General features: G+C 62.8%; 18 protein-coding genes. 5 read left to right on the top strand and 13 right to left on the bottom strand.

Annotated elements, in window-relative coordinates:
- Positions 1-374 precede the first annotated feature (374 nt).
- The 3 genes from groL to AC1DD7_RS08040 form a co-directional block, all read right to left on the bottom strand.
- A complete protein-coding gene (groL, locus tag AC1DD7_RS08030; protein WP_477514539.1) occupies positions 375-1988 on the bottom strand; it encodes a chaperonin GroEL in 1614 nt (537 codons plus the stop codon).
- A gap of 84 nt (positions 1989-2072) precedes the next feature.
- The gene (gene groES / locus AC1DD7_RS08035) at positions 2073-2369 is read right to left on the bottom strand and encodes a co-chaperone GroES (RefSeq protein WP_211711208.1); all 297 of its coding nucleotides are present in this window, start codon (positions 2367-2369) and stop codon (positions 2073-2075) included.
- A 190-nt stretch (positions 2370-2559) separates the two neighbouring features.
- Entirely contained in the window at positions 2560-3000 is a 441-nt protein-coding gene (locus AC1DD7_RS08040) for a hypothetical protein (protein WP_477514540.1), read from the bottom strand.
- A 67-nt stretch (positions 3001-3067) separates the two neighbouring features.
- Here AC1DD7_RS08040 and AC1DD7_RS08045 point away from each other — a divergent pair, with 67 nt between their 5' ends.
- Positions 3068-4294 carry a THUMP-like domain-containing protein gene (locus tag AC1DD7_RS08045; protein ID WP_477514541.1) on the top strand — a complete coding sequence of 409 codons (1227 nt, stop codon included), beginning with the start codon at positions 3068-3070 and terminating at the stop codon, positions 4292-4294.
- Positions 4295-4300: 6 nt separating this feature from the next.
- On the opposite strand, the gene AC1DD7_RS08050 is transcribed toward AC1DD7_RS08045, so the two are convergent.
- Genes AC1DD7_RS08050 through AC1DD7_RS08060 form a run of 3 tightly spaced genes read right to left on the bottom strand, consistent with a single transcriptional unit; the run spans position 4301 to position 6460 of the window.
- Positions 4301-5113: a shikimate 5-dehydrogenase gene (locus tag AC1DD7_RS08050; RefSeq protein WP_477514542.1), complete on the bottom strand. Its 813-nt coding sequence runs from the start codon at positions 5111-5113 to the stop codon at positions 4301-4303.
- A 39-nt stretch (positions 5114-5152) separates the two neighbouring features.
- Positions 5153-5275: a type B 50S ribosomal protein L36 gene (ykgO, locus tag AC1DD7_RS08055; protein ID WP_011775528.1), complete on the bottom strand. Its 123-nt coding sequence runs from the start codon at positions 5273-5275 to the stop codon at positions 5153-5155.
- Between the two features lie 45 nt (positions 5276-5320).
- Positions 5321-6460, bottom strand: coding sequence for a GTP-binding protein (locus AC1DD7_RS08060; RefSeq protein ID WP_477514543.1), 1140 nt, complete (start codon positions 6458-6460; stop codon positions 5321-5323).
- Positions 6461-6645: 185 nt separating this feature from the next.
- On the opposite strand from AC1DD7_RS08060, the gene AC1DD7_RS08065 reads away from it, so the two are divergent.
- The gene (locus AC1DD7_RS08065; RefSeq protein ID WP_223946526.1) at positions 6646-7797 is read left to right on the top strand and encodes a glutamate--cysteine ligase; all 1152 of its coding nucleotides are present in this window, start codon (positions 6646-6648) and stop codon (positions 7795-7797) included.
- 50 nt (positions 7798-7847) lie between these two features.
- Here AC1DD7_RS08065 and tsaD read toward each other — a convergent pair whose 3' ends face one another.
- Genes tsaD through AC1DD7_RS08095 form a run of 6 tightly spaced genes read right to left on the bottom strand, consistent with a single transcriptional unit; the run spans position 7848 to position 13185 of the window.
- Positions 7848-8975, bottom strand: coding sequence for a tRNA (adenosine(37)-N6)-threonylcarbamoyltransferase complex transferase subunit TsaD (gene tsaD / locus AC1DD7_RS08070; protein ID WP_477514544.1), 1128 nt, complete (start codon positions 8973-8975; stop codon positions 7848-7850).
- A 28-nt stretch (positions 8976-9003) separates the two neighbouring features.
- Positions 9004-9483 (bottom strand): ribosomal protein S18-alanine N-acetyltransferase, encoded by a 480-nt coding sequence (gene rimI / locus AC1DD7_RS08075; RefSeq protein ID WP_477514545.1) that lies wholly within the window; start codon positions 9481-9483, stop codon positions 9004-9006.
- Positions 9484-9496: 13 nt separating this feature from the next.
- Positions 9497-10168, bottom strand: a complete 672-nt coding sequence (gene tsaB, locus AC1DD7_RS08080) for a tRNA (adenosine(37)-N6)-threonylcarbamoyltransferase complex dimerization subunit type 1 TsaB (protein WP_477514546.1) — start codon at positions 10166-10168, stop codon at positions 9497-9499.
- Positions 10168-10779, bottom strand: a complete 612-nt coding sequence (gene tsaE / locus AC1DD7_RS08085) for a tRNA (adenosine(37)-N6)-threonylcarbamoyltransferase complex ATPase subunit type 1 TsaE (RefSeq protein ID WP_477514547.1) — start codon at positions 10777-10779, stop codon at positions 10168-10170. Before tsaE ends, tsaB begins: the two co-directional genes overlap by 1 nt.
- Positions 10776-12041 (bottom strand): alanine racemase, encoded by a 1266-nt coding sequence (alr, locus tag AC1DD7_RS08090; RefSeq protein ID WP_477514548.1) that lies wholly within the window; start codon positions 12039-12041, stop codon positions 10776-10778. The genes tsaE and alr overlap by 4 nt, the downstream gene beginning before the upstream one ends.
- Before the next feature lie 49 nt (positions 12042-12090).
- Entirely contained in the window at positions 12091-13185 is a 1095-nt protein-coding gene (locus AC1DD7_RS08095; RefSeq protein WP_477514549.1) for a carbohydrate kinase family protein, read from the bottom strand.
- Between the two features lie 46 nt (positions 13186-13231).
- Between AC1DD7_RS08095 and AC1DD7_RS08100 the strand changes: the two genes are divergently transcribed.
- Entirely contained in the window at positions 13232-14608 is a 1377-nt protein-coding gene (locus AC1DD7_RS08100; protein WP_477514550.1) for a 6-phospho-beta-glucosidase, read from the top strand.
- Between the two features lie 32 nt (positions 14609-14640).
- On the opposite strand, the gene AC1DD7_RS08105 is transcribed toward AC1DD7_RS08100, so the two are convergent.
- On the bottom strand, positions 14641-15174 hold the full coding sequence (locus AC1DD7_RS08105) for an N-acetyltransferase family protein (RefSeq protein WP_477514551.1): 534 nt from the start codon (positions 15172-15174) through the stop codon (positions 14641-14643).
- Positions 15175-15297: 123 nt separating this feature from the next.
- Here AC1DD7_RS08105 and mshA point away from each other — a divergent pair, with 123 nt between their 5' ends.
- Together mshA and AC1DD7_RS08115 are read left to right on the top strand one after the other, a co-directional pair.
- Positions 15298-16542, top strand: a complete 1245-nt coding sequence (mshA, locus tag AC1DD7_RS08110; RefSeq protein WP_477514552.1) for a D-inositol-3-phosphate glycosyltransferase — start codon at positions 15298-15300, stop codon at positions 16540-16542.
- A gap of 105 nt (positions 16543-16647) precedes the next feature.
- Positions 16648-18336: a formate--tetrahydrofolate ligase gene (locus AC1DD7_RS08115; RefSeq protein ID WP_477514553.1), complete on the top strand. Its 1689-nt coding sequence runs from the start codon at positions 16648-16650 to the stop codon at positions 18334-18336.
- The last annotated feature ends 246 nt before the right edge of the window (positions 18337-18582 follow it).

Below are 18582 nucleotides of genomic sequence, written 5' to 3' on the forward strand. Positions count from 1 at the left end.
ACCGCTCAGCTAGGAACGCTGGCCACCGCCAAACAACCAGCCCCCGTAAAGCCACGCGTCAACGAAGACTGGAACCGCCGACCCAACCGGAGGTTTTCCAATGACGCAACGTATTCCCCGTCGCGGAGGTATTGACATGAGGCAACAGGTGGGTCCACGCATCCTTGGCGAGCCGTGTGGGTCCCTGACCTTCTTTGATGTGCAGAAGCCCTCTTTTCACCCTTTTTTGGTTGCATAGCGGGTGCCCGGGGTTCAAAGAAGGTCAGGACGCCACACGCCGATCCACACGCGCGCCACAAAGCGGCCGCCGGGAAGCGCCAGAGGGCATAAAAAAGCCCTGGCCACGAGTGACCAGGGCTTTTTCGGACAGGCTGTTAGTGCCTGTGGCCTGCGTGTGCGTCTTCTTCCTCTGCCGGCTTTTCGACTACCAGGGTCTCGGTGGTGAGAACCAGGGCAGCGATGGAAGCGGCGTTGCGGAGTGCGGAGCGGGTGACCTTGACGGGGTCGATCACGCCGGCGGCGATGAGGTCCTCGTACTCGCCGGACTTGGCGTTGAAGCCGTGGTTGGCTTCGAGTTCGGAGACCTTGGAAACGACGACGAAGCCGTCGAAGCCGGCGTTCTGCGCGATCCAGCGCAGCGGCTGGATCAAGGCACGGCGGACGATGCCAACAGCTGCTGCTGCGTCACCTTCCAGGGCCTTGACGGCCGGGGATTCATCCAGTGCCTTGAGGGCGTGGATGAGGGCGGAACCGCCACCGGAAACGATGCCTTCTTCAAGGGCTGCACGCGTGGAGGAAACGGCGTCCTCGATGCGGTGCTTCTTTTCCTTCAGTTCAACCTCGGTGGCTGCGCCAACCTTGATAACGCCGATGCCGCCAGCCAGCTTGGCAAGGCGCTCCTGCAGCTTCTCGCGGTCCCAGTCGGAGTCCGTGCGAGTGAGCTCGGCGCGCAGCTGGGCCACGCGGTCGGCAACGTCCTGCTCGGTTCCGGCGCCATCAACGATGGTGGTGTTGTCCTTGGTGACCGTGATGCGGCGTGCCGTACCCAGTACCTCGAGGCCAACTGTGTCCAGCGAGAGGCCAAGGTCCGGAGAAACAACCTGAGCGCCCGTGAGCGTAGCGATGTCCTGCAGCATGGCCTTGCGGCGGTCGCCGAAGCCCGGAGCCTTGACGGCCACAACGTTCAGCGTGCCGCGGATGCGGTTGACGATCAGCGTGGACAGGGCTTCGCCTTCGATGTCCTCGGCGATGATAAACAGCGGCTTGGAGGCCTGCAGCGCCTTCTCCAGCAACGGCAGGAATTCCTGCAGGGAGGAGATCTTGCCCTGGTTGATCAGGATCAAGGCGTCTTCGAGGACAGCTTCCTGGCGTTCTGCGTCAGTGACGAAGTACGGGGAAAGGTAGCCCTTGTCAAACTGCATGCCTTCGGTGAGGACGAGTTCGGTCTGGGTGGTGGAGGATTCTTCGATGGTGATGACGCCATCTTTGCCCACCTTGCCGAACGCCTCTGCCAGCAGTTCACCAATTTCGTCGCTCTGTGCGGAAATAGCGGCAACGTTGGCAACCTGGGTGCCCTGCACTTCGCTTGCGTTCTCCAGGAGGCGGGCTGCGATGGCTTCAATGGAAACCTCGATGCCACGCTTGATCTCGCCAGGAGCGGCACCAGCAGCAACGTTGCGCAGGCCTTCCTTGACCAGGGCCTGTGCCAGCACTGTAGCGGTGGTGGTGCCGTCGCCAGCGACGTCGTTGGTCTTGGTGGCTACTTCCTTGGCCAGCTGCGCACCAAGGTTCTCGTAGGGGTCGTCAAGCTCAACTTCGCGGGCGATCGTCACGCCATCGTTGGTGATCGTGGGAGCGCCCCACTTCTTGTCCAGCACGACGTTGCGGCCGCGCGGGCCAAGCGTCACCTTGACAGTGTTGGCGAGCTTGTCGATACCGGCCTCAAGAGACCGGCGGGCAGCATCGTTAAAAGCAAGCTGCTTTGCCATGGTTGTGTCCTTTCAAGACAGAAAACCCGCACCGCAGAAGGTCGGAATGATTCCAACGCGGCTGCGGTGCGGGGCTCCAGGAAGTTACTTTACGACGATCGCAAGGACGTCGCGGGCGGACAGAACGAGGTACTCGTTGCCGCCGGTCTTGACTTCGGTTCCACCGTACTTGGAGTAGATGACGACGTCGCCAACAGTTACGTCAACCGGCACGCGGTTGCCGTTGTCATCGAAGCGACCGGGGCCGATTGCAACAACTTCACCTTCCTGCGGCTTCTCCTGTGCGGAGTCCGGAATTACCAGGCCGGAAGCCGTGGTCTGCTCTGCTTCGAGCGGGCGAACAACAATACGATCCTCAAGAGGCTTAATCGAGACCGACACTCGGACTCTCCTTTTCATGAGCTGATTCATGGACTAAGAACTAGGGTGCCGTGGCGTGCAACCGTCGTCGCGGTGCCGGTGACGCCTGGCGTGATTAGCACCCTCCGGGGGAGAGTGCTAACACGACTCTATGTAAGCGTTAGCACTCGGTCAAGGTGAGTGCCAGAATTTCGTCCTGAGTGAACTCCCGTTACCGGCCGGTGAGGTCATCCAGATCATAGTCTTCGCCGTCGTCGTCCTCATCTGTGGGCGCGGTTCCGCGCTTCAAATAGAGCACGACGGCGGCCGCCAGGGCCACGACGCCGGAAATCACCAAGGCGATAATCCCACCAATGCGGGCCCCGCTGTAGAGGTCCCGGATATCGCGGGCTTCATCAGTAGCGTCATTCACGCTCTTGCCCGTCACGGAGTATGCCGCCGCGTTGAATGAGTCCAACGCGAAGATGACGATCAGCAGGGCAACGCAGATCAAAGCGATCACAGCCCCCGCGATTAAGGCAGGACGGGCAAACGCCACAAGGGACTGACCGGAGGAATGCTCTGCGGCATGCTCTGAAGCTCCCGGGCCTGCGGAGTCGTTCCCGCCCGGGTCGTTCGTGTCGGAGGGCTGCGGAGCTGCGTTGTCTTCCATGAAAACAACCCTATCGGGCTGATTCCCAACTCACGGCGTCACGGCGCGCGCCGTTAGGCTTGATCCCATGTCTCACGCACCGCAGGAACAGATCGCACCCTTGCTGACCACTGAAGGATGGGAACTCCTTGCCTCGCTGGGGCCGTACCGCGAAGCCGAAGCGTTCAGCGTTACCGCCGACCTCAGGAAAGCAGGCCACTCCCCTGAACTCGTGGCCGCCGTACTCACACAGTCCCGCCTCCGGACCCGCGCCGAGGCCAAGTTCGGCGAGTTCGCCCGCCAGATGCTGTTCACCCAGGCCGGACTCGAGCAGGCAACCCGCCTCAACGTCGCAGCCCGGCACGCCGAGCGTTTTGCCAAGGCCGGCATTTCCCACGTAGCCGACCTCGGCTGCGGCCTCGGAGCGGACTCCATGGCCTTGGCCTCGATGGACATTGCCGTGACCGCCGTGGAAATGGACGAAACCACTGCCGCCTGCGCCACGATCAACCTCATGCCCTTCCCGCACGCCACAGTGGTGCATTCCGATGCCACATCAGTGGACCTGGACGGGATCGACGGCGTGTGGCTGGATCCCGCACGACGCACAACCTCGACGTCCGGGACCAAAAGGATCTGGGATCCGGAAGCGTTCTCTCCCCCGTTGTCGTTCGTTGAAGGCCTTGCCGCAGCCGGTCGGGCGGTCGGGGTCAAGATGGGTCCCGGGATGCCACACGACTCGGTTCCGGCGAACTGCGAAGCGCAGTGGGTCTCCGTAGGCGGCGACGTCACGGAGGTCACCCTGTGGTTCAACGCGGTGGCCCGGCCGGGTGTACGGCGCGCGGCACTTGTCATCGGTTCCCAGGGCGCTGCTGAGCTCACCAGCGGCGAGGACTTCGACGGCGGCCCGGTAGCCGCCGTCGGGCCGGTTGAAGGGTTCCTCTACGAACCGGACGGTGCGGTCATCCGCGCAGGCCTGGTGGCCGACGTCGCTGAACGTTTTGGCGGGCACTTGGTGGACGAACATATTGCCTACATCTGCGCCCCGGAACTCCATGACTCGCCCTTTGCCCGCGCATACAAGGTGCTTGAAGTAATGCCTTACAACGTGAAGGCGCTCAAAGCCTGGGTCAAAGCGAACGGCATCACGGTGCTGGACATCAAGAAGCGCGGCACGGCAGTTACTCCCGAAGAACTGCGGAAACAACTGCTTCCATCCAAGCGCGAGACCAAGCCCGCAAAAACGGCCACCCTGGTCCTCACCAGGATTGGCGAGGAAAGAGTGGCCGTGGTGGTGGAGCCCGTGACGTTCTAGGCCACGTCAGCGGCGGGAGAATTCCGAGGCTTCGCGGACCTGGTCAGCACTCGGGCGGACACCCGTGTACAGGACGAATTGTTCCTCCGCCTGGATGGCGATGACTTCGGCTCCAGTGATCACCGGCTTGCCTGCTTGACGGGCAGCTGTGATGAGCGGCGTCTCGGAGGGGAGGGCGACGACGTCGAACACTACCTTCGCGGCGGCAATGGTTACGTCGTCAAAGGATTGCGCTGTCTCGTCCGCGCCGGCCATCCCCAACGGCGTGACATTGATGACGAGGTCCGCCGTTGATCCGTTGACGTCGTCCTGCCAACCGAAACCGTAAAGGTCCGCGAGCGCGCGTCCGGTGGTTTCGTTGCGGGCAACGATGGTCACGGACGTAAAGCCTGCATCGCGGAGAGCTGCGGCCACCGCTTTTGCCATTCCTCCGGCTCCACGCAGCAGCACGGTGTGGCTGCTGGGTACTTTGTGGTCCTTCAGGAGCCGGGCAATGGCGATGTAGTCGGTGTTGTAGGCCGTGAGGACGCCGTCGTTATTGACAATCGTGTTGACCGAGTCGATGGCCTTTGCTGACGGATCCATCACGTCCACAAGCGGGATGACTGCTTCCTTGTATGGCATGGACACCGCGGCTCCCCTGATGGGGAGGCCGCGGATGCCAGCCACTGCAAGAGTGATGTCCGCCGGGGCGAATGCCTTGTAGACAAAGTTCAGTCCGAGCAGATCGTACAAATAATTGTGGAACCGGGTCCCGATGTTGCTGGGCCGGGCCGCGAGCGAAATGCACAAGGACATGTCTTTGTTCAGGATTGGCATTCACCCATTAAACAACGGCCTCTTTACGCTGCCGTTCTCTTAGCCCTGGCGGGCCTTCATGCGCGGGTTGTTCTTGTTGATGACGAACGTGCGCCCACGTCGCCGGACGATTTGTGCACCCGGGATCTTCTTGAGGGCACGCAGTGAGTTCCTGACCTTCATGGTTTTTCTCCTTCTTGTTGGTGGGTTGGCTTTTAGGGTGGCTGGCTAAAGTGCTTCGCTAAGTTCCAGGGGGTCCTCCCAGACTCCAAAGTGGAGTTCCATCTCGGCCTCGGTCAATTGGCAGCCCTCCAGGAGGGTGCGGATTTCCTGCGGGTCGATGTGCTCGGAGCGTCCGGTAATGGCCAGGACCGTTCCGCGGTCGCCATAGTTCGGGTGCCAGTCCAGGACGGCGTCGACGTCGGCCCCCACCTTGGCGTTGCGGCCTGCGGCAGGTGCGTCCGCCAGCCAGGTCCCGGTGCTCTCAAGCCACACGCGGGGACCAATTCCCTGTACCGCGATCCGCGTCTTCACGGCCGAGGCGATCCACAAACGTCCGCGCAGCCAGTGGGTTCCAGCCGCGAGTTGGGGAAGTGCTTCACGGAAACGGCCCGGGTGCAGCGGCCGCCCGGCCTTGTGGAGGACTGTACGGAAAGAACCGGGCGAATCGTCCAAGGGCAGGCGGACCACGCCGGGCCGGGTACGTGCGGCCGCTTCGGCGTCGTCGAAGCAGCCCGATCTGAAGTCATCGGCTGCACTGATTGCTGCAGCGTGCGGCGCCAGCTGCCCCAGCAGCTCCACGCCAGTCACCCACTCTTTGGTTCCCACGCGGGGATTTCCGGACCATTCAGCCCCCAAACCGGGGTGCAACATGACGGTGTCCACCTGCCCGAACTCGCCGATCAGGAACTCGCCGCTAGTCCGGTCATCCTCCGGCATCGATGTGAAGCCGGATTCAAAAAGGGTGTGACGGTCCCAGATGTGATCGTCAAGATCCACAGGGTCCAAGGCCAGGATGGCGTTGTCCATGACGGCCGGCTGGGAGAGGCCGCGCCGGAGTTCCGCGACTGCCATCCCTGCTGCGACGCCAGGGGGCAGGCCCAGGACCACATGGTCGAACCCGCAGGCGGCGAGGCGTTCCGCCGTCGGTACTACATCCAGCTTGACCGTACAGCTGAGGCAACCGTGTTCCAGAACGGTTGTTTCGCGCTCGAACAACTGACCTTCCCTGTAGACGCGCCGCATGACCAAGGAACCGTCCAGGAGGTCGTGAAGAACTACGACCGAGTTCGTGTGCGTTCGACCAAGCCGGGCGGTGGCCGCTTCGCGGCACTGACTGTCCAGGGAGCTGACAACGGTGAGGTGCATGGAAAGATTATAGTTGCAAATCATTCTCATTAGCAATTCCCTGGGGATGGGTCACGGCGCTTAACTTCGCCCTGTCCGCAATCAGCCATGCTCCGGCTGCACTAGACTTGAGCCGACCGCTGACGGCCCCGCAGCGGGTTGCGTCCAGCTGAAACTCCAGCAGAAACAAGCAACGAGGGGACTACGTGCAGATTGAGTTTGCGCCATCCAGGCAATCGACACTGGGTGTGGAATGGGAGTTGGCGCTCGTCAATGCACGCACCGGGGAACTGGTCTCCGTCGCGAACGATGTGCTCAAGGGCGTGGCCGCGAACCACCCGGACCTCAACGAAGACGACGAACACCCCCACATCAAGCGCGAACTGCTCCTGAACACGGTGGAACTCGTTACCGGAATCTGCGAAACGGTCAAGGAAGCCAAAGAGGACCTTAGCCGCTCCCTCGCCGCTGTCCGCGAAGTCACCGACCCCATGGGAGTGGAGGTGTTCTGCGCAGGCAGCCATCCCTTCAGCCCTCCCCTGCTCCAACCGGTCACCGACAAGGAGCGCTACGCCAAGCTGATCGAGCGCACCCAATGGTGGGGACGCCAAATGGTCATCTATGGTGTCCACGTCCACGTGGGCATCGATCGCCGGGACAAAGTACTCCCCATCCTGGACGGCCTGGTCAACTACTTCCCGCACTTCCAGGCGTTATCCGCCTCCAGCCCCTTCTGGGCCGGCGAAGAAACCGGCTACGCATCCCAGCGGGCCCTCATGTTCCAGCAACTCCCCACCGCTGGCCTGCCGTTCCAATTCGAAACCTGGGAAGCATACGAGTCCTATGTCCAGGACATGTTCACCACCGGTGTCATTGACGCCATCTCTGAGATCCGTTGGGACATCAGGCCCGTCTCCAACCTGGGCACTATCGAGATGCGCATTTGCGATGGCCTCGCCACCCTTGAGGAAGTGGGTGCGATCGCCGCACTGACGCAGTGCCTCGTGGACGAGTTCTCCTCCATCCTCGACGCCGGCGGAAGCATCCCAACCATGCCTCCTTGGCACGTCCAGGAGAACAAGTGGCGTGCCGCCCGCTATGGCATGGAAGCCATCATCATCCTGGATGCCAAGGGCAACGAGCAGTTGGTCACCGAGCACCTCGCAGAAACCGTCGCACGCTTGGAACCCGTGGCAGCCAAGCTCGGCTGCTCGGAAGAACTGGCCGACGTCATGAAGATCATCGAACGCGGCGCCAGCTACCAGCGCCAGCGCCGTGTGGCCGCCGAACACAACGGGGACCTGCAGGCAGTGGTCATGGACCTCGTGCAGCAGATGCGCAAAGGCCCCGACGCATAGTTAGTGGAACGCGCAGTTGGCTGGAACGCGTAGTTGCTGAAAGGCGTAACTTACGCAGCCACCGACACCGTAGTAACGGGCATGGAGGAATCCGGTGCGAAGGCAATTCCGCTGGGCCCGATTCCGGCCATGATCAGTTGAGCACCAAGGGCTGCCACCATGGCACCGTTGTCCGTGCAGAGACCCAGCGGCGGCACGTGCAGCTTGATGCCCGCCGAGACGCAGCGTTGACCCGTCAATTCACGCAGCCGCGAGTTGGCAGCAACGCCTCCACCAAGGAGCACGTCAGTAATGCCGTTCTCCTTGCAGGCCAGGACTGCCTTGGAACTGATGACGTCAACTACGGCTTCCTGGAATGCTGCTGCGATATCGGCTACAGGTACTTCCTCACCGCGGGCTTCGAATTGCTCCACGCATCTGGCCACCGCGGTTTTCAGGCCGCTGAAGGACCAGTCGTAGCGGTGCGGTCCCTTTTCCTCTGCGGTGCCCATGTATTTGGGCTGCGTGAGGCCGCGCGGAAAGCGGATGGACTTGGGATTGCCCTGGCGTGCGAGTTTGTCGATGGCTGGACCACCGGGGTAGCCAAGGCCCAGGATCCGGGCCACTTTGTCGCAGGCTTCGCCGGCGGCGTCATCGATGGTGGACCCCAGGAGTTCCACGTCATCTGTGATGCTGCGGATACGGAGGATCTCCGTGTGGCCACCCGAAACCAGAAGTGCACCGAGCTTCGGCGGCAACTGGCCGTCACCCAAGCCGGCGCCAGCACCGGCGTCGGGCCTTGAATCCAGCAGCCCCACGCCAACGTGCGCTACGAGGTGATTGATCGCGTAGAGCGGCTTGCCCGTGGCGACGGCCAGGGCCTTCGCGGCGCAGACACCCACCATGAGGGCGCCGGCCAGGCCGGGACCCGAGGTGACAGCAATGGCATCGATGTCCTCCAGGGTCACCCCGGCTTCATGCAGCGCTTCCTGGAGCGTGGGGACAAAGGCATCCAAGTGGGCGCGCGAGGCGATCTCCGGGATGACGCCACCAAAACGCACGTGCTCGTCCATGGACGAGGACACCGTGTTGGTCAGCAGCGTTGTACCGCGCACGATTCCGACGCCCGTTTCGTCGCAGGACGATTCGATGCCCAGCACCAACGGCTGCTTCGGCTGTTCTGGATAAGGGCCGCTCACGCGTTGGCTCCTTCTGGCTCGTTAAGTGTCATGAGTTATTCAGTGGCAGGCGCATGATCAACGCGTCCGTCCCGTCCCGGTAGTACCGCGGCCGGACGTGAATCTGTTCGAATCCGAAGCGCAGATACAACTGCTGTGCACGAGGGTTGTCAGCGCGCACCTCCAGGAGGACGTCCGCCGCGCGACGCCGCCGTGCCTCTTCAATCAGTTCGGTCAGGATTGCCGAACCGATGCCTTTGCCTTCAAATTCGGGAACGACGGCGATCGTCTGGACGTCCGCAATTGGCTCAATGCACATCAATCCGGCGTACGCCACGATCTGGCCCTCAACTTCAGCCACCACATAGCGGCGTGTGTCGGGCTGGGACAACTCGTCGAAGAACATCTGCAGGGGCCAGGCATCCACGGGGAACAATCGACGTTCCAAGGCTTCCACGGCCGGGACGTCAGCCTCGGTCATGTCGCGCAGGGAAACTCCTGCGAGCTCCAGTTTGGGCGAAAGTTTCATCGTTCCCCTTTCATCACAGGGCACGTTTCCTGGGACCCGGCACCTGGGCGTCCGATTCGCGCAAGTACAAAGGTGTGGAATCCAAGAGTTCCTGCCCTGCCGTTAACCGGGCCAGCGCGACCTGGCCAAGGGAGGCCGCGTCCGGCTGGGTGTCGGCAAAATCTTCGTCCGCACGGAGGACGTCGGCGTACAGGCCAGCGCCCGCACCGAACACGGGCAGGTCCGGCAATTCCGAGGCGAAACCCACATGCGGTCCGTCGATGAGCTGGGGAAGCTGGCTCTCCTCCAGGACGTACCGCGCCCAGTAGACCTCTTTGCGCCGGGCGTCAGTGGCCACCAGGAATTCGGGAACAGCGGCAGTTGACTCCGCTACTTCGAGGGCGATCGCATCAAGGCTCATCAGGCCATACAGCGGCTTGTTCCAGACGAAAGCCAGGGTGCGTGCGGTTGCAATACCCGAGCGCAGCCCGGTAAACGGTCCGGGGCCCACCCCTGCGACGATCACGTCAATATCCGCACCGGTGACGCCGGCTCCTGCCAGGAGCTTCTCGATGCCGGGAGCAAGGACTTCGGCATGGCTTCGCGTGTCCTCAGTGGCGAAGGAATCCACCACGCCTTCCATGGCAACGTCCGAAATCAGCGCAGCACTGGCCACTGCAGAGGTATCAATGGCCAAGATCAGCATCAGTGGCCTCCTTCGGAGATCGTGGTTTCAAGAAGCTTCGGAGCCTCGACCCACCGTGGGCCGAAACCGCGGAAAACGATGGTGCGGGGTTCGTCGTCGTCATCAGTGTCAAAGTCCAGGACCGTGCCGCTGTCCGCGACCTTGGTGGCCGGCACAAGGCCTGCGCCACCCACAGACCGATGAAGATCCACTTCCAGGCGGCTGTCCGAGAGGTGCTCCACCCGGTCCCTCCCCCACTCCACCACGGTTACGGACGAGTCCATGGTGTTCTCGAGATCAATGTCATCGATCTCGGCGGCTGATTCCAGCCTGTAGGCGTCGACGTGGACCAGGTCCGGGCCACCGGGGCGCGGGCCATCCGGAAGGTTGGGATGGATCCGAACCAGCACGAACGTAGGCGAGATGATCCCGGCACGTACGCCCAAGCCCTCTCCCAGCCCCTGGGTGAAGGTCGTCTTCCCCGCACCCAACTCTCCGGTCAGGACAAGGAGGTCCCCCGCCTCAAGTACCCCGCCCAGTGCTGCGCCGAGCGCGTGGGTCTGCTCCGCCGTCGTGACCTTCAGGTGGCGTTCCCACAGCGGTTCGCTTGGTTCGATCAGTGGTTCGTTCACAGCGTCGCCGATTCCGAAGCTGCCCGGGTGCCGCGTTGTACCTCCGGTTGTGCCTCAGGCTGTGTCGAAGCCTCGTTGACGTAGCTGCGGGGCACCCGCGGGCTTATGCGGGTGACGATCTCATAGTTGATGGTTCCCGCTGCGGCCGCCCAGTCATCCGCGGTGGGGCCGCCATCGGCGCCGTCGCCGAACATCACAGCTTCGCTGCCCTTGAGTCCGGCCGCTTCTTCAGGGGTGAGCGGTCCAAGATCAATCACCATCTGGTCCATCGCGATCTGGCCCACCACAGGGTAGGTGATGCCGTTGACGCGAACTGGGCCGCCAGTAGCGATGCGGGGGACGCCATCGGCATAACCCAAGGGAACCAGGCCCAGCGTGCTCTCCTCGCTGGTGTGGTACTTCAGGCCGTAGGAAACGCCTTGCCCCTGCGGAACCTTTTTGCAGTTGGAGAGGAGCGTGCGGACGGTCATGGCGGCGTGCAGGCCAAGTTCGGCGGACGTAACCCCTTCGAAGGGCGACAACCCGTAGATGCCGAGCCCGACGCGGATGAGGTCGAAGTGCGAATCCGGCCGCGACAGGGCTGCGGGAGTGTTGGCGATGTGCCTGACCTCGGTATCAACGCCGGCATCCTCAGCGATGGCGAGTGCGTCACGGAAAACCGCCAATTGTTGGTCCGTTTCGGGCCGGTGCGGCTCGTCGGCGACGGCAAGGTGGGAGAAAATGCCAACGACGCGAAGCAGGCCTTCGTCCTGGTATTCCATGGCCTGGCCCACCAACTGGTCCCAGTCGGCGATGGGGCAGCCATTGCGGCCCAGCCCTGTATCCACCTTCAGATGGACCCGCGCTGGGCGCTCCTGTTCGCGGGCGGCCGCCACGACGGCGTCGAGCTCCCAACCAGAAATCCCGACGTCAATGCCGGCGGCAACTGCGGCTTGGAAGTTGCTTTCTTGGGTGTGCAGCCAGGCCAATAAAGGTGCCTCAATGCCGGCGGCCCGCAAGGCGAGCGCCTCTGAAATGTGGGCGACGCCGAGCCAGGCCGCTCCGGCGTCGAGGGCTGCACGTGCCACCTGAACCACGCCATGGCCATAAGCGTCAGCCTTCACCACAGCCATGACGGAGGCCGGGGAGGCGATCGCGACAAACTGACGAACGTTGTGCCGCACGGCCTCAAGATCGATCACTGCGGAACGCTCAAGCACCGCTGACTTTGCTATGGAGGTCCTGGACCCGATCCCGATATCTGCAGCTGCTTCGTAAGTCACCCTAGAGATTCTAGTGGTGTGGGTGAAGAGGGGTTAACTGCCGGCTCTGCTACTGGGCATCTGACAAGTGGGCAATCGTGGCGCGGGCGCGCCGTTGGGCCTCGGCGGGGATGTCCTTCACGATCGGCTCAAGGAAGGCGAAACGCCGCAACCACTGGCTCGACTGGCGTTCCTTCCGTGCGTTGGCACGCTGCCACCAGTCCGCGATGTCGCCCCAGCCGGGCGCGGCCAAGGACCCGCCCACTTGTTGTACGGCCAGCGAGGCACAGAGGTTCGCGAATCGCAGGCGGTCCCCCAATCTCCACCCTGCCAGACACCCCACAATGAAGGCCGCCCCGAAACAATCGCCTGCGCCCGTCGGATCGTAAGCATTCACCGGCAACGACGGCACCCATTCCTCTTCGCCCGTCTCTGAGTCCACGGCCATGGCGCCCTGCGCTCCGAGCGTCACCACAGCTACCGGAACCCGATCGGCCAACGAATACAGCGCCGCCCAGGGATCGCTCTTGCCCGTGAATGCCATGGCCTCCGGCGCATTCGGAAGGAAAGCGTAAAAGTGTTCGAGTTGGTCCAGCCTGCGCTGTGACCACTCTCCGCTGGGATCCCAGCCCACCACGCCGAAAAGCTTGGTTCCCGCGGCCTTCGCCGCCAGCATCCAGGGTTCCAACTCCTCGCCCAGGTCCGCGACGGCGGCGAGCGCCTTGGGTGGCTGCCCGATCAGGTCCGAGGCCTTGATCGGCGCCGGGTGCCCGTGGGTGACCATGGATCGATCCTGGTTCACGCACATGGACACCGTCACCGGCGAGTGCCAGCCCGGGACGCGACGCGACAGGGACAAGTCCACATGCTCCTGGCTTTCAAGGATCTGCCAGTTGTAATCCCCGTAACCGTCGTCGCCAAAGGCTGCCGCCAGGTTGGTCCTCAGGCCAAGCCGGGCCGCAGCGATCGCTTGGTTGGCAACCCCACCCGGGCAGCTGCCCATGCCTTCGCTCCACACTTCAGTGCCGGGCTCGGGAGAGTGCGGGAGTCCGGTGAAAATGATGTCCTGGAAGACCGTTCCAGCCAGGAGAAGGTCGCATTGGCCCTCGCCGTCCGTGCGGACGGCGGCAAGGGGATCAAAACGTCGCTGGGGCATTGCGTCCATGCACGGCACACTACGCTGCGCCTTCCGGGCTGCATAGACTCGGATCATGCGGCTCATGATCGCCGGTGGCGGCGGATTCCGGGTACCCCTTGTGTACCGTGCCTTATGCACGGGTCCGTTCGCGGGACTGGTGCACGAGGTGGTGCTCTACGACGTCGATCCCGCACGTCTCGCCGCCATCCAGGCAGTTCTCCGGGATATGCCCACCCCGGAAGGCTCCCGGCCCGCCGTCGTGATTTCCACGGACCTGAGGCAGGCACTCACCGGCACCGATATGGTCTTTGCGGCGATCCGCCCGGGCGGGACCGAAGGACGGATCGCCGACGAACGCGTGGCCTTGGACCTCGGCTTGCTGGGCCAGGAGACCACGGGCGCGGGCGGCATCTCCTACGCCCTCCGCTCCATTCCGCACATGCTGGAGCTCGCCGAGGGAATGCGGCGCTATTGTCCGGATGCGTGGCTCATCAACTTCACCAACCCCGCCGGGATGGTGACCGAGGCGCTTGTGCCGGTGCTGGGACGAAAGGTGATTGGCATCTGCGATTCCGCCGGCGGCTTGGTCCAGCGCGCGGCAAGGGCCGCCGGTTCACCGCTCCAAGAAGGAACGCTCGACGGCGTGGGCTACTTCGGGTTGAACCACCTGGGCTGGCTTTACCGGCTGGCGCCCGGTGGCCGGGACCTGCTGCCCGGACTGTTGTCGGATCGTGGGGCGCTCGAAACGATCGAAGAAGGGCGTTTGTTCGGCCAGCACACTCTGGACAAACTCGGTTGCCTGCCCAATGAATACCTTTACTACTACTACGCCACCGAGCAAGCGACGGAAGCCATCCTGAAGCAAGGCGAAACGCGTGGGGCGTCCATCCACCAGCAACAGAGCTCGCTCTACCCTTCCCTCGTGGAATCCCCGGACGCCTACGCCATGTGGGATGCGGCCCGGCGCTCCCGCGAGGAAGGCTACCTGGCTGAGGCCCGGACGCATGGGGAGCACCGCGACGAAGACGACCTCGCCGGGGGTGGCTATGAGCGTGTGGCGTTGTCCGTGATGCGGGCTCTATCCGGAGGTGGGACGGTCCAGCTGATCCTCAATGTGCCCAATTCACCCGTCGCAGGCTCTTTACCAAGTGAGGCGGAAGTCGCCGTGCCCGGGCTGCCGGGGGACGCCGTCGTCGAAGTTCCCTGCGAGGTAACACCCGACGGCGCCCTGCCGCTTGCGCAGGAACGGCCCGGAGGCCAGTTCCTCACCTTGATGCAACACGTCAAGGAAGTGGAGCGGCTGACGGTCCGGGCAGTGCGTGACCGTGACCGCGATGCTGCACTGCAAGCCTTTGCCGCCCACCCGCTGGTAGGTTCGGCGTCGCTGGCCGATGAACTCCTTGAGGGCTACGAGGCAGCCTTCCCGGAACTCCGCGGACTCTGGAAGTGACTTCTCAGCATTTCTAGAGCTTCCCAGAGCTCCTAGAGCTTCCGGTACATCACGTGCAGGCCAACGTACCCAATTTCGGGGTGGTTGAAGGCCTCGGGAACCGTGGCCAGGATGCGGAAACCCATGGATTGCCACAACCACACCGCCCGGACGTTGCTCTCCACCACAGCATTGAATTGCATGGAGCGGAATCCTGCCGCTTTGGCTTCTTTTAGGGAGTAGGCACACAGCGCCCGTGCAATTCCCTGGCCCGAATGTTTGGAGCTCACCATATACCCGGCGTTCGCCACATGACTGCCGCCACCGGCCTGGTTCGCATGGAACTCCCCAGTGCCCAGGATTTCGCCTCTCTGACGGTGCCCGTCCGCAGTACGCACGGCCACGAATGTCTGGCCAGGCGCTTCCTTCATCCACTTGGCACGGGCAGCTTCTTCAGTGGTGTCGCGGTCCCAGGTGAAGGTCTCCCCCTCGCGGAGGATGGGCTCCATGAGGGACCAGATGCCGGGCCAATCTTCGGGCGTGGCTGGGCGGATGTCGAAAAGGGTTTCTTGGCTCACAGCGCACACGCTAGCAGCCTTGTCCACATAGCCGGGATCGGCGCCATGTGGTGCTGGGCTTCAGGAGTAGTGTTTTCTGCAGGGCAAAAGTGGTTTGGCTTCATAAGTTAGTTTCATACGAAGGAGGAAAGTGTGCCGTTGATCCGCCGCGTGGCATTCCTTTCACTGCACACCTCCCCCATGGAGCAGCCAGGGGCCGGCGACGCTGGTGGAATGAACGTCTATGTCCGCGCTTTGGCCATGGCCCTGGCCGAGTCCGGTGTGGAGGTAGAGATCTTCACCCGTTCCACCAAAGCCGGCCAGGCCGCCGTCGAGCATCCAGGACCCGGCGTGTGCGTCCACAACGTGATGGCCGGACCCCGGCGGAAAGTCCCCAAGGAAGAATTGCCTGCCCTGCTCCACCAGATGGTGGAGGAGATCGATCGGATCCGGCAGCAGCAGCCCCACGGCCGTTACGACGCCATCCATTCGCACTACTGGGTGTCCGGGGTTGCGGGGCTGGAATTGTCTGAGCTCTGGGGTGTTCCGTTGGTCCACACCATGCACACCATGGCCAAGGTCAAGAATCTTGTTCTCGAATCCGGCGAGCGCCCCGAACCGCGGCGTCGGGAAGACGGCGAGCAGCGGATTGTTGATGGGGCTACCCGCCTCATCGCCAATACTCCAGCCGAGGCAGAAGAGCTCGTCTCCCACTACGGAGCCGATATCGACAAGATCGACGTCGCACCTCCCGGCGTGGATCTCAAAGTCTTCACACCATCCTTCCGTCGCAAGTCGCGCGGCCAGCGGGACGTCAGGCCGGACAGCTTCCACATTCTGTTCGCAGGCCGGATCCAACGGCTTAAGGGTCCCCAGGTCTTCGTCAAAGCAGCTGGTCTCCTGCGGAAGCGCAGGCCGGACATCGATCTGGAAATGACCATTCTGGGTTCGCTCAGCGGCGCCAAGGACTTCAACCTGCAGCACATTATCGAAGAGGCCGGGCTGGCCGACGTCGTCACCCATCGCCCGCCGGTTGTAGCGCCCGAGCTCGCCAGCTGGTTCCGCTCCGCCGACGTCGTGGTGATGCCCTCATTCAGCGAATCCTTCGGCCTTGTGGCCTTGGAAGCACAGGCGTGCGGGACCCCCGTGGTAGCCACCAATGTGGGTGGGCTCTCACGCGCCATTTCCGATGGCCGGACGGGTATCCTTGTGGATGGTCACGATCCTTCCGACTGGGCTGATGCCCTCGAGGATTTGTACGACGACGTACAGACTCGCGAGGACATGGGCCGTTTAGCCGCGACCCATGCCGAATCCTTTGGCTGGCAGCGCACTGCTGCGATCACTTTGGAAAGCTATCGCGAGTCTGTTGGCGGCCTGCTGGTCCCCCGGCGGTGAACCTCACGCAGTTACCCGCTGGTGACTGGTAGATTGTCGCGCACAGCGTAGGCAGGGCGCAGAGCGCCAGCCCACACAGCGGAAGCACTAAGCCGAAGGACAACGATGTCTGAAAACAAGGGCCTGAGCGATCTTGAGATAGCCCATAACGCCACCATCCTGCCCATCGAAGAGATTGCGCGACGAGCGGGCATCAACGTGGACGCACTGGAACTGTATGGGCCTTACAAAGCCAAGATCAATCCGGCAAAGCTTGTGCTCCCTGAGGGCAAGGCGCCCGGCAAAGTGGTCCTCGTTTCAGCCATGTCCCCCACGCCTGCGGGCGAAGGCAAATCGACAACCACTGTAGGCCTTGCCGATTCCCTCGCACGCGCCGGCCACAAAGTAATGATCGCACTCCGCGAACCGTCACTTGGGCCGATCCTTGGCATGAAGGGAGGAGCAACCGGAGGCGGCTACTCCCAGGTACTGCCCATGGACGATATCAACCTCCACTTCACTGGCGACTTCCACGCCGTCACCTCGGCCAACAACGCCCTCATGGCACTCGTGGACAACCACATCTTCCAAGGCAACCACCTCGGAATCGACCCCCGCCGCATGACGTTCAAGCGGGTCATCGACATGAACGACCGCTCCCTACGGGAAATCATTATCGGGCTCGGCGGTCCCGCCCAGGGCGTACCCCGGCAAGATGGCTTTGATATCACAGTGGCCTCCGAAATCATGGCCGTATTCTGCCTCGCCGCGAACTTGGACGACCTCCGGACGCGCTTGGGCCGGATCACCTTCGGCTATACCTTCGACCGCCAGCCGGTAACCGTTGCGGACCTTGGTGTGGAAGGTGTCCTGACATTGCTCTTGAAGGACGCCATCAAACCAAACCTTGTCCAGACCATCGCCGGGACGCCGGCGCTGGTCCACGGTGGACCCTTCGCCAACATTGCCCACGGGTGTAACTCGCTCATCGCAACGCGGACTGCCCAGCAACTTGCCGACATCGTGGTCACCGAGGCCGGCTTCGGCGCGGACCTGGGTGCCGAAAAGTACATGGACATAAAGTCGCGCGTCGCTGACGTGGCGCCGTCCGCCGTCGTTGTTGTGGCAACGATCCGTGCGCTCAAGATGCAAGGCGGAGTTCCAAAGGAGAACCTCAGCGAGCCCAACGTGGACGCCGTGGCCGCTGGGGTGGAAAACCTCAAACGCCATGTTGGAAATATTGCCAAGTTCGGCATTTCGCCAGTCGTCGCCATCAACAAATTCGCCACTGACACCGACGAAGAACTTCAGTGGCTGCTGAAGTGGTGCGCAGCGGAAGGCGTGGAAGCCGCCGTCGCCGATGTCTGGGGCCGTGGCGGCGGAGGCGACGGCGGGGATGAACTCGCGTCCAAGGTGGCAGCGGCAGTGCAAGGGCCGTCAAATTTCCACCACTTGTACCCACTTGAACTTTCTGTGGAGGACAAGATCCGGACCATTGTGCAGGAGATCTACGGCGCCGACGGCGTGGAATTTTCCGTCCCGGCACAGAAGCGGCTCGTGGACATCCAGAAGAATGGGTGGGGCGGGCTCCCCGTCTGCATGGCCAAGACGCAGTACTCGTTCACCGACGATGCGTCCAAGCTCGGGGCGCCAAAGGGATTCCGCGTACATGTACGCGAACTCATTCCAAAAACGGGTGCTGGCTTCATTGTCGCCCTGACCGGAGCCGTCATGACCATGCCCGGTCTGCCCAAAGAACCGGCCGCCATGCGCATGGACGTCGGTCCCGACGGCAACCCCACTGGCCTCTTCTGACCTTCTCTCACATCCGGGCCGCTTTCCACCGATGCTCTATCACCTCCAACGGCATCCCCACCGATGCTCTATCACGTCCAACGGCATCCCCACCGATGCTCTATCACGTCCAACGGCATCCCCACCGATGCTCTATCACCTCCACCGGCATCCCCACCGATGCTCTATCACCTCCACAGGATCCCAAAAGCGTCAGGACGTGAGAGAAGGACCGCCGAAAAGCGTCAGGACGTGAGAGAAGGACCG

The sequence above is a fragment of the Paenarthrobacter sp. 10L412 genome (genome assembly GCF_056395565.1).

Excerpts from the sequence above, each read along its gene's own strand:
- AC1DD7_RS08115 (WP_477514553.1), top strand. The coding sequence starts at position 16,648 with ATGTCTGAAAACAAGGGCCTGAGCGATCTTGAGATAGCCCATAACGCC.
- groL (WP_477514539.1), bottom strand. The coding sequence starts at position 1,988 with ATGGCAAAGCAGCTTGCTTTTAACGATGCTGCCCGCCGGTCTCTTGAG.
- AC1DD7_RS08045 (WP_477514541.1), top strand. The coding sequence starts at position 3,068 with ATGTCTCACGCACCGCAGGAACAGATCGCACCCTTGCTGACCACTGAA.
- AC1DD7_RS08100 (WP_477514550.1), top strand. The coding sequence starts at position 13,232 with ATGCGGCTCATGATCGCCGGTGGCGGCGGATTCCGGGTACCCCTTGTG.
- tsaB (WP_477514546.1), bottom strand. The coding sequence starts at position 10,168 with ATGCTGATCTTGGCCATTGATACCTCTGCAGTGGCCAGTGCTGCGCTG.
- ykgO (WP_011775528.1), bottom strand. The coding sequence starts at position 5,275 with ATGAAGGTCAGGAACTCACTGCGTGCCCTCAAGAAGATCCCGGGTGCA.
- AC1DD7_RS08095 (WP_477514549.1), bottom strand. The coding sequence starts at position 13,185 with ATGGACGCAATGCCCCAGCGACGTTTTGATCCCCTTGCCGCCGTCCGC.
- AC1DD7_RS08040 (WP_477514540.1), bottom strand. The coding sequence starts at position 3,000 with ATGGAAGACAACGCAGCTCCGCAGCCCTCCGACACGAACGACCCGGGC.
- AC1DD7_RS08050 (WP_477514542.1), bottom strand. The coding sequence starts at position 5,113 with ATGCCAATCCTGAACAAAGACATGTCCTTGTGCATTTCGCTCGCGGCC.
- AC1DD7_RS08060 (WP_477514543.1), bottom strand. The coding sequence starts at position 6,460 with ATGCACCTCACCGTTGTCAGCTCCCTGGACAGTCAGTGCCGCGAAGCG.
- rimI (WP_477514545.1), bottom strand. The coding sequence starts at position 9,483 with ATGAAACTTTCGCCCAAACTGGAGCTCGCAGGAGTTTCCCTGCGCGAC.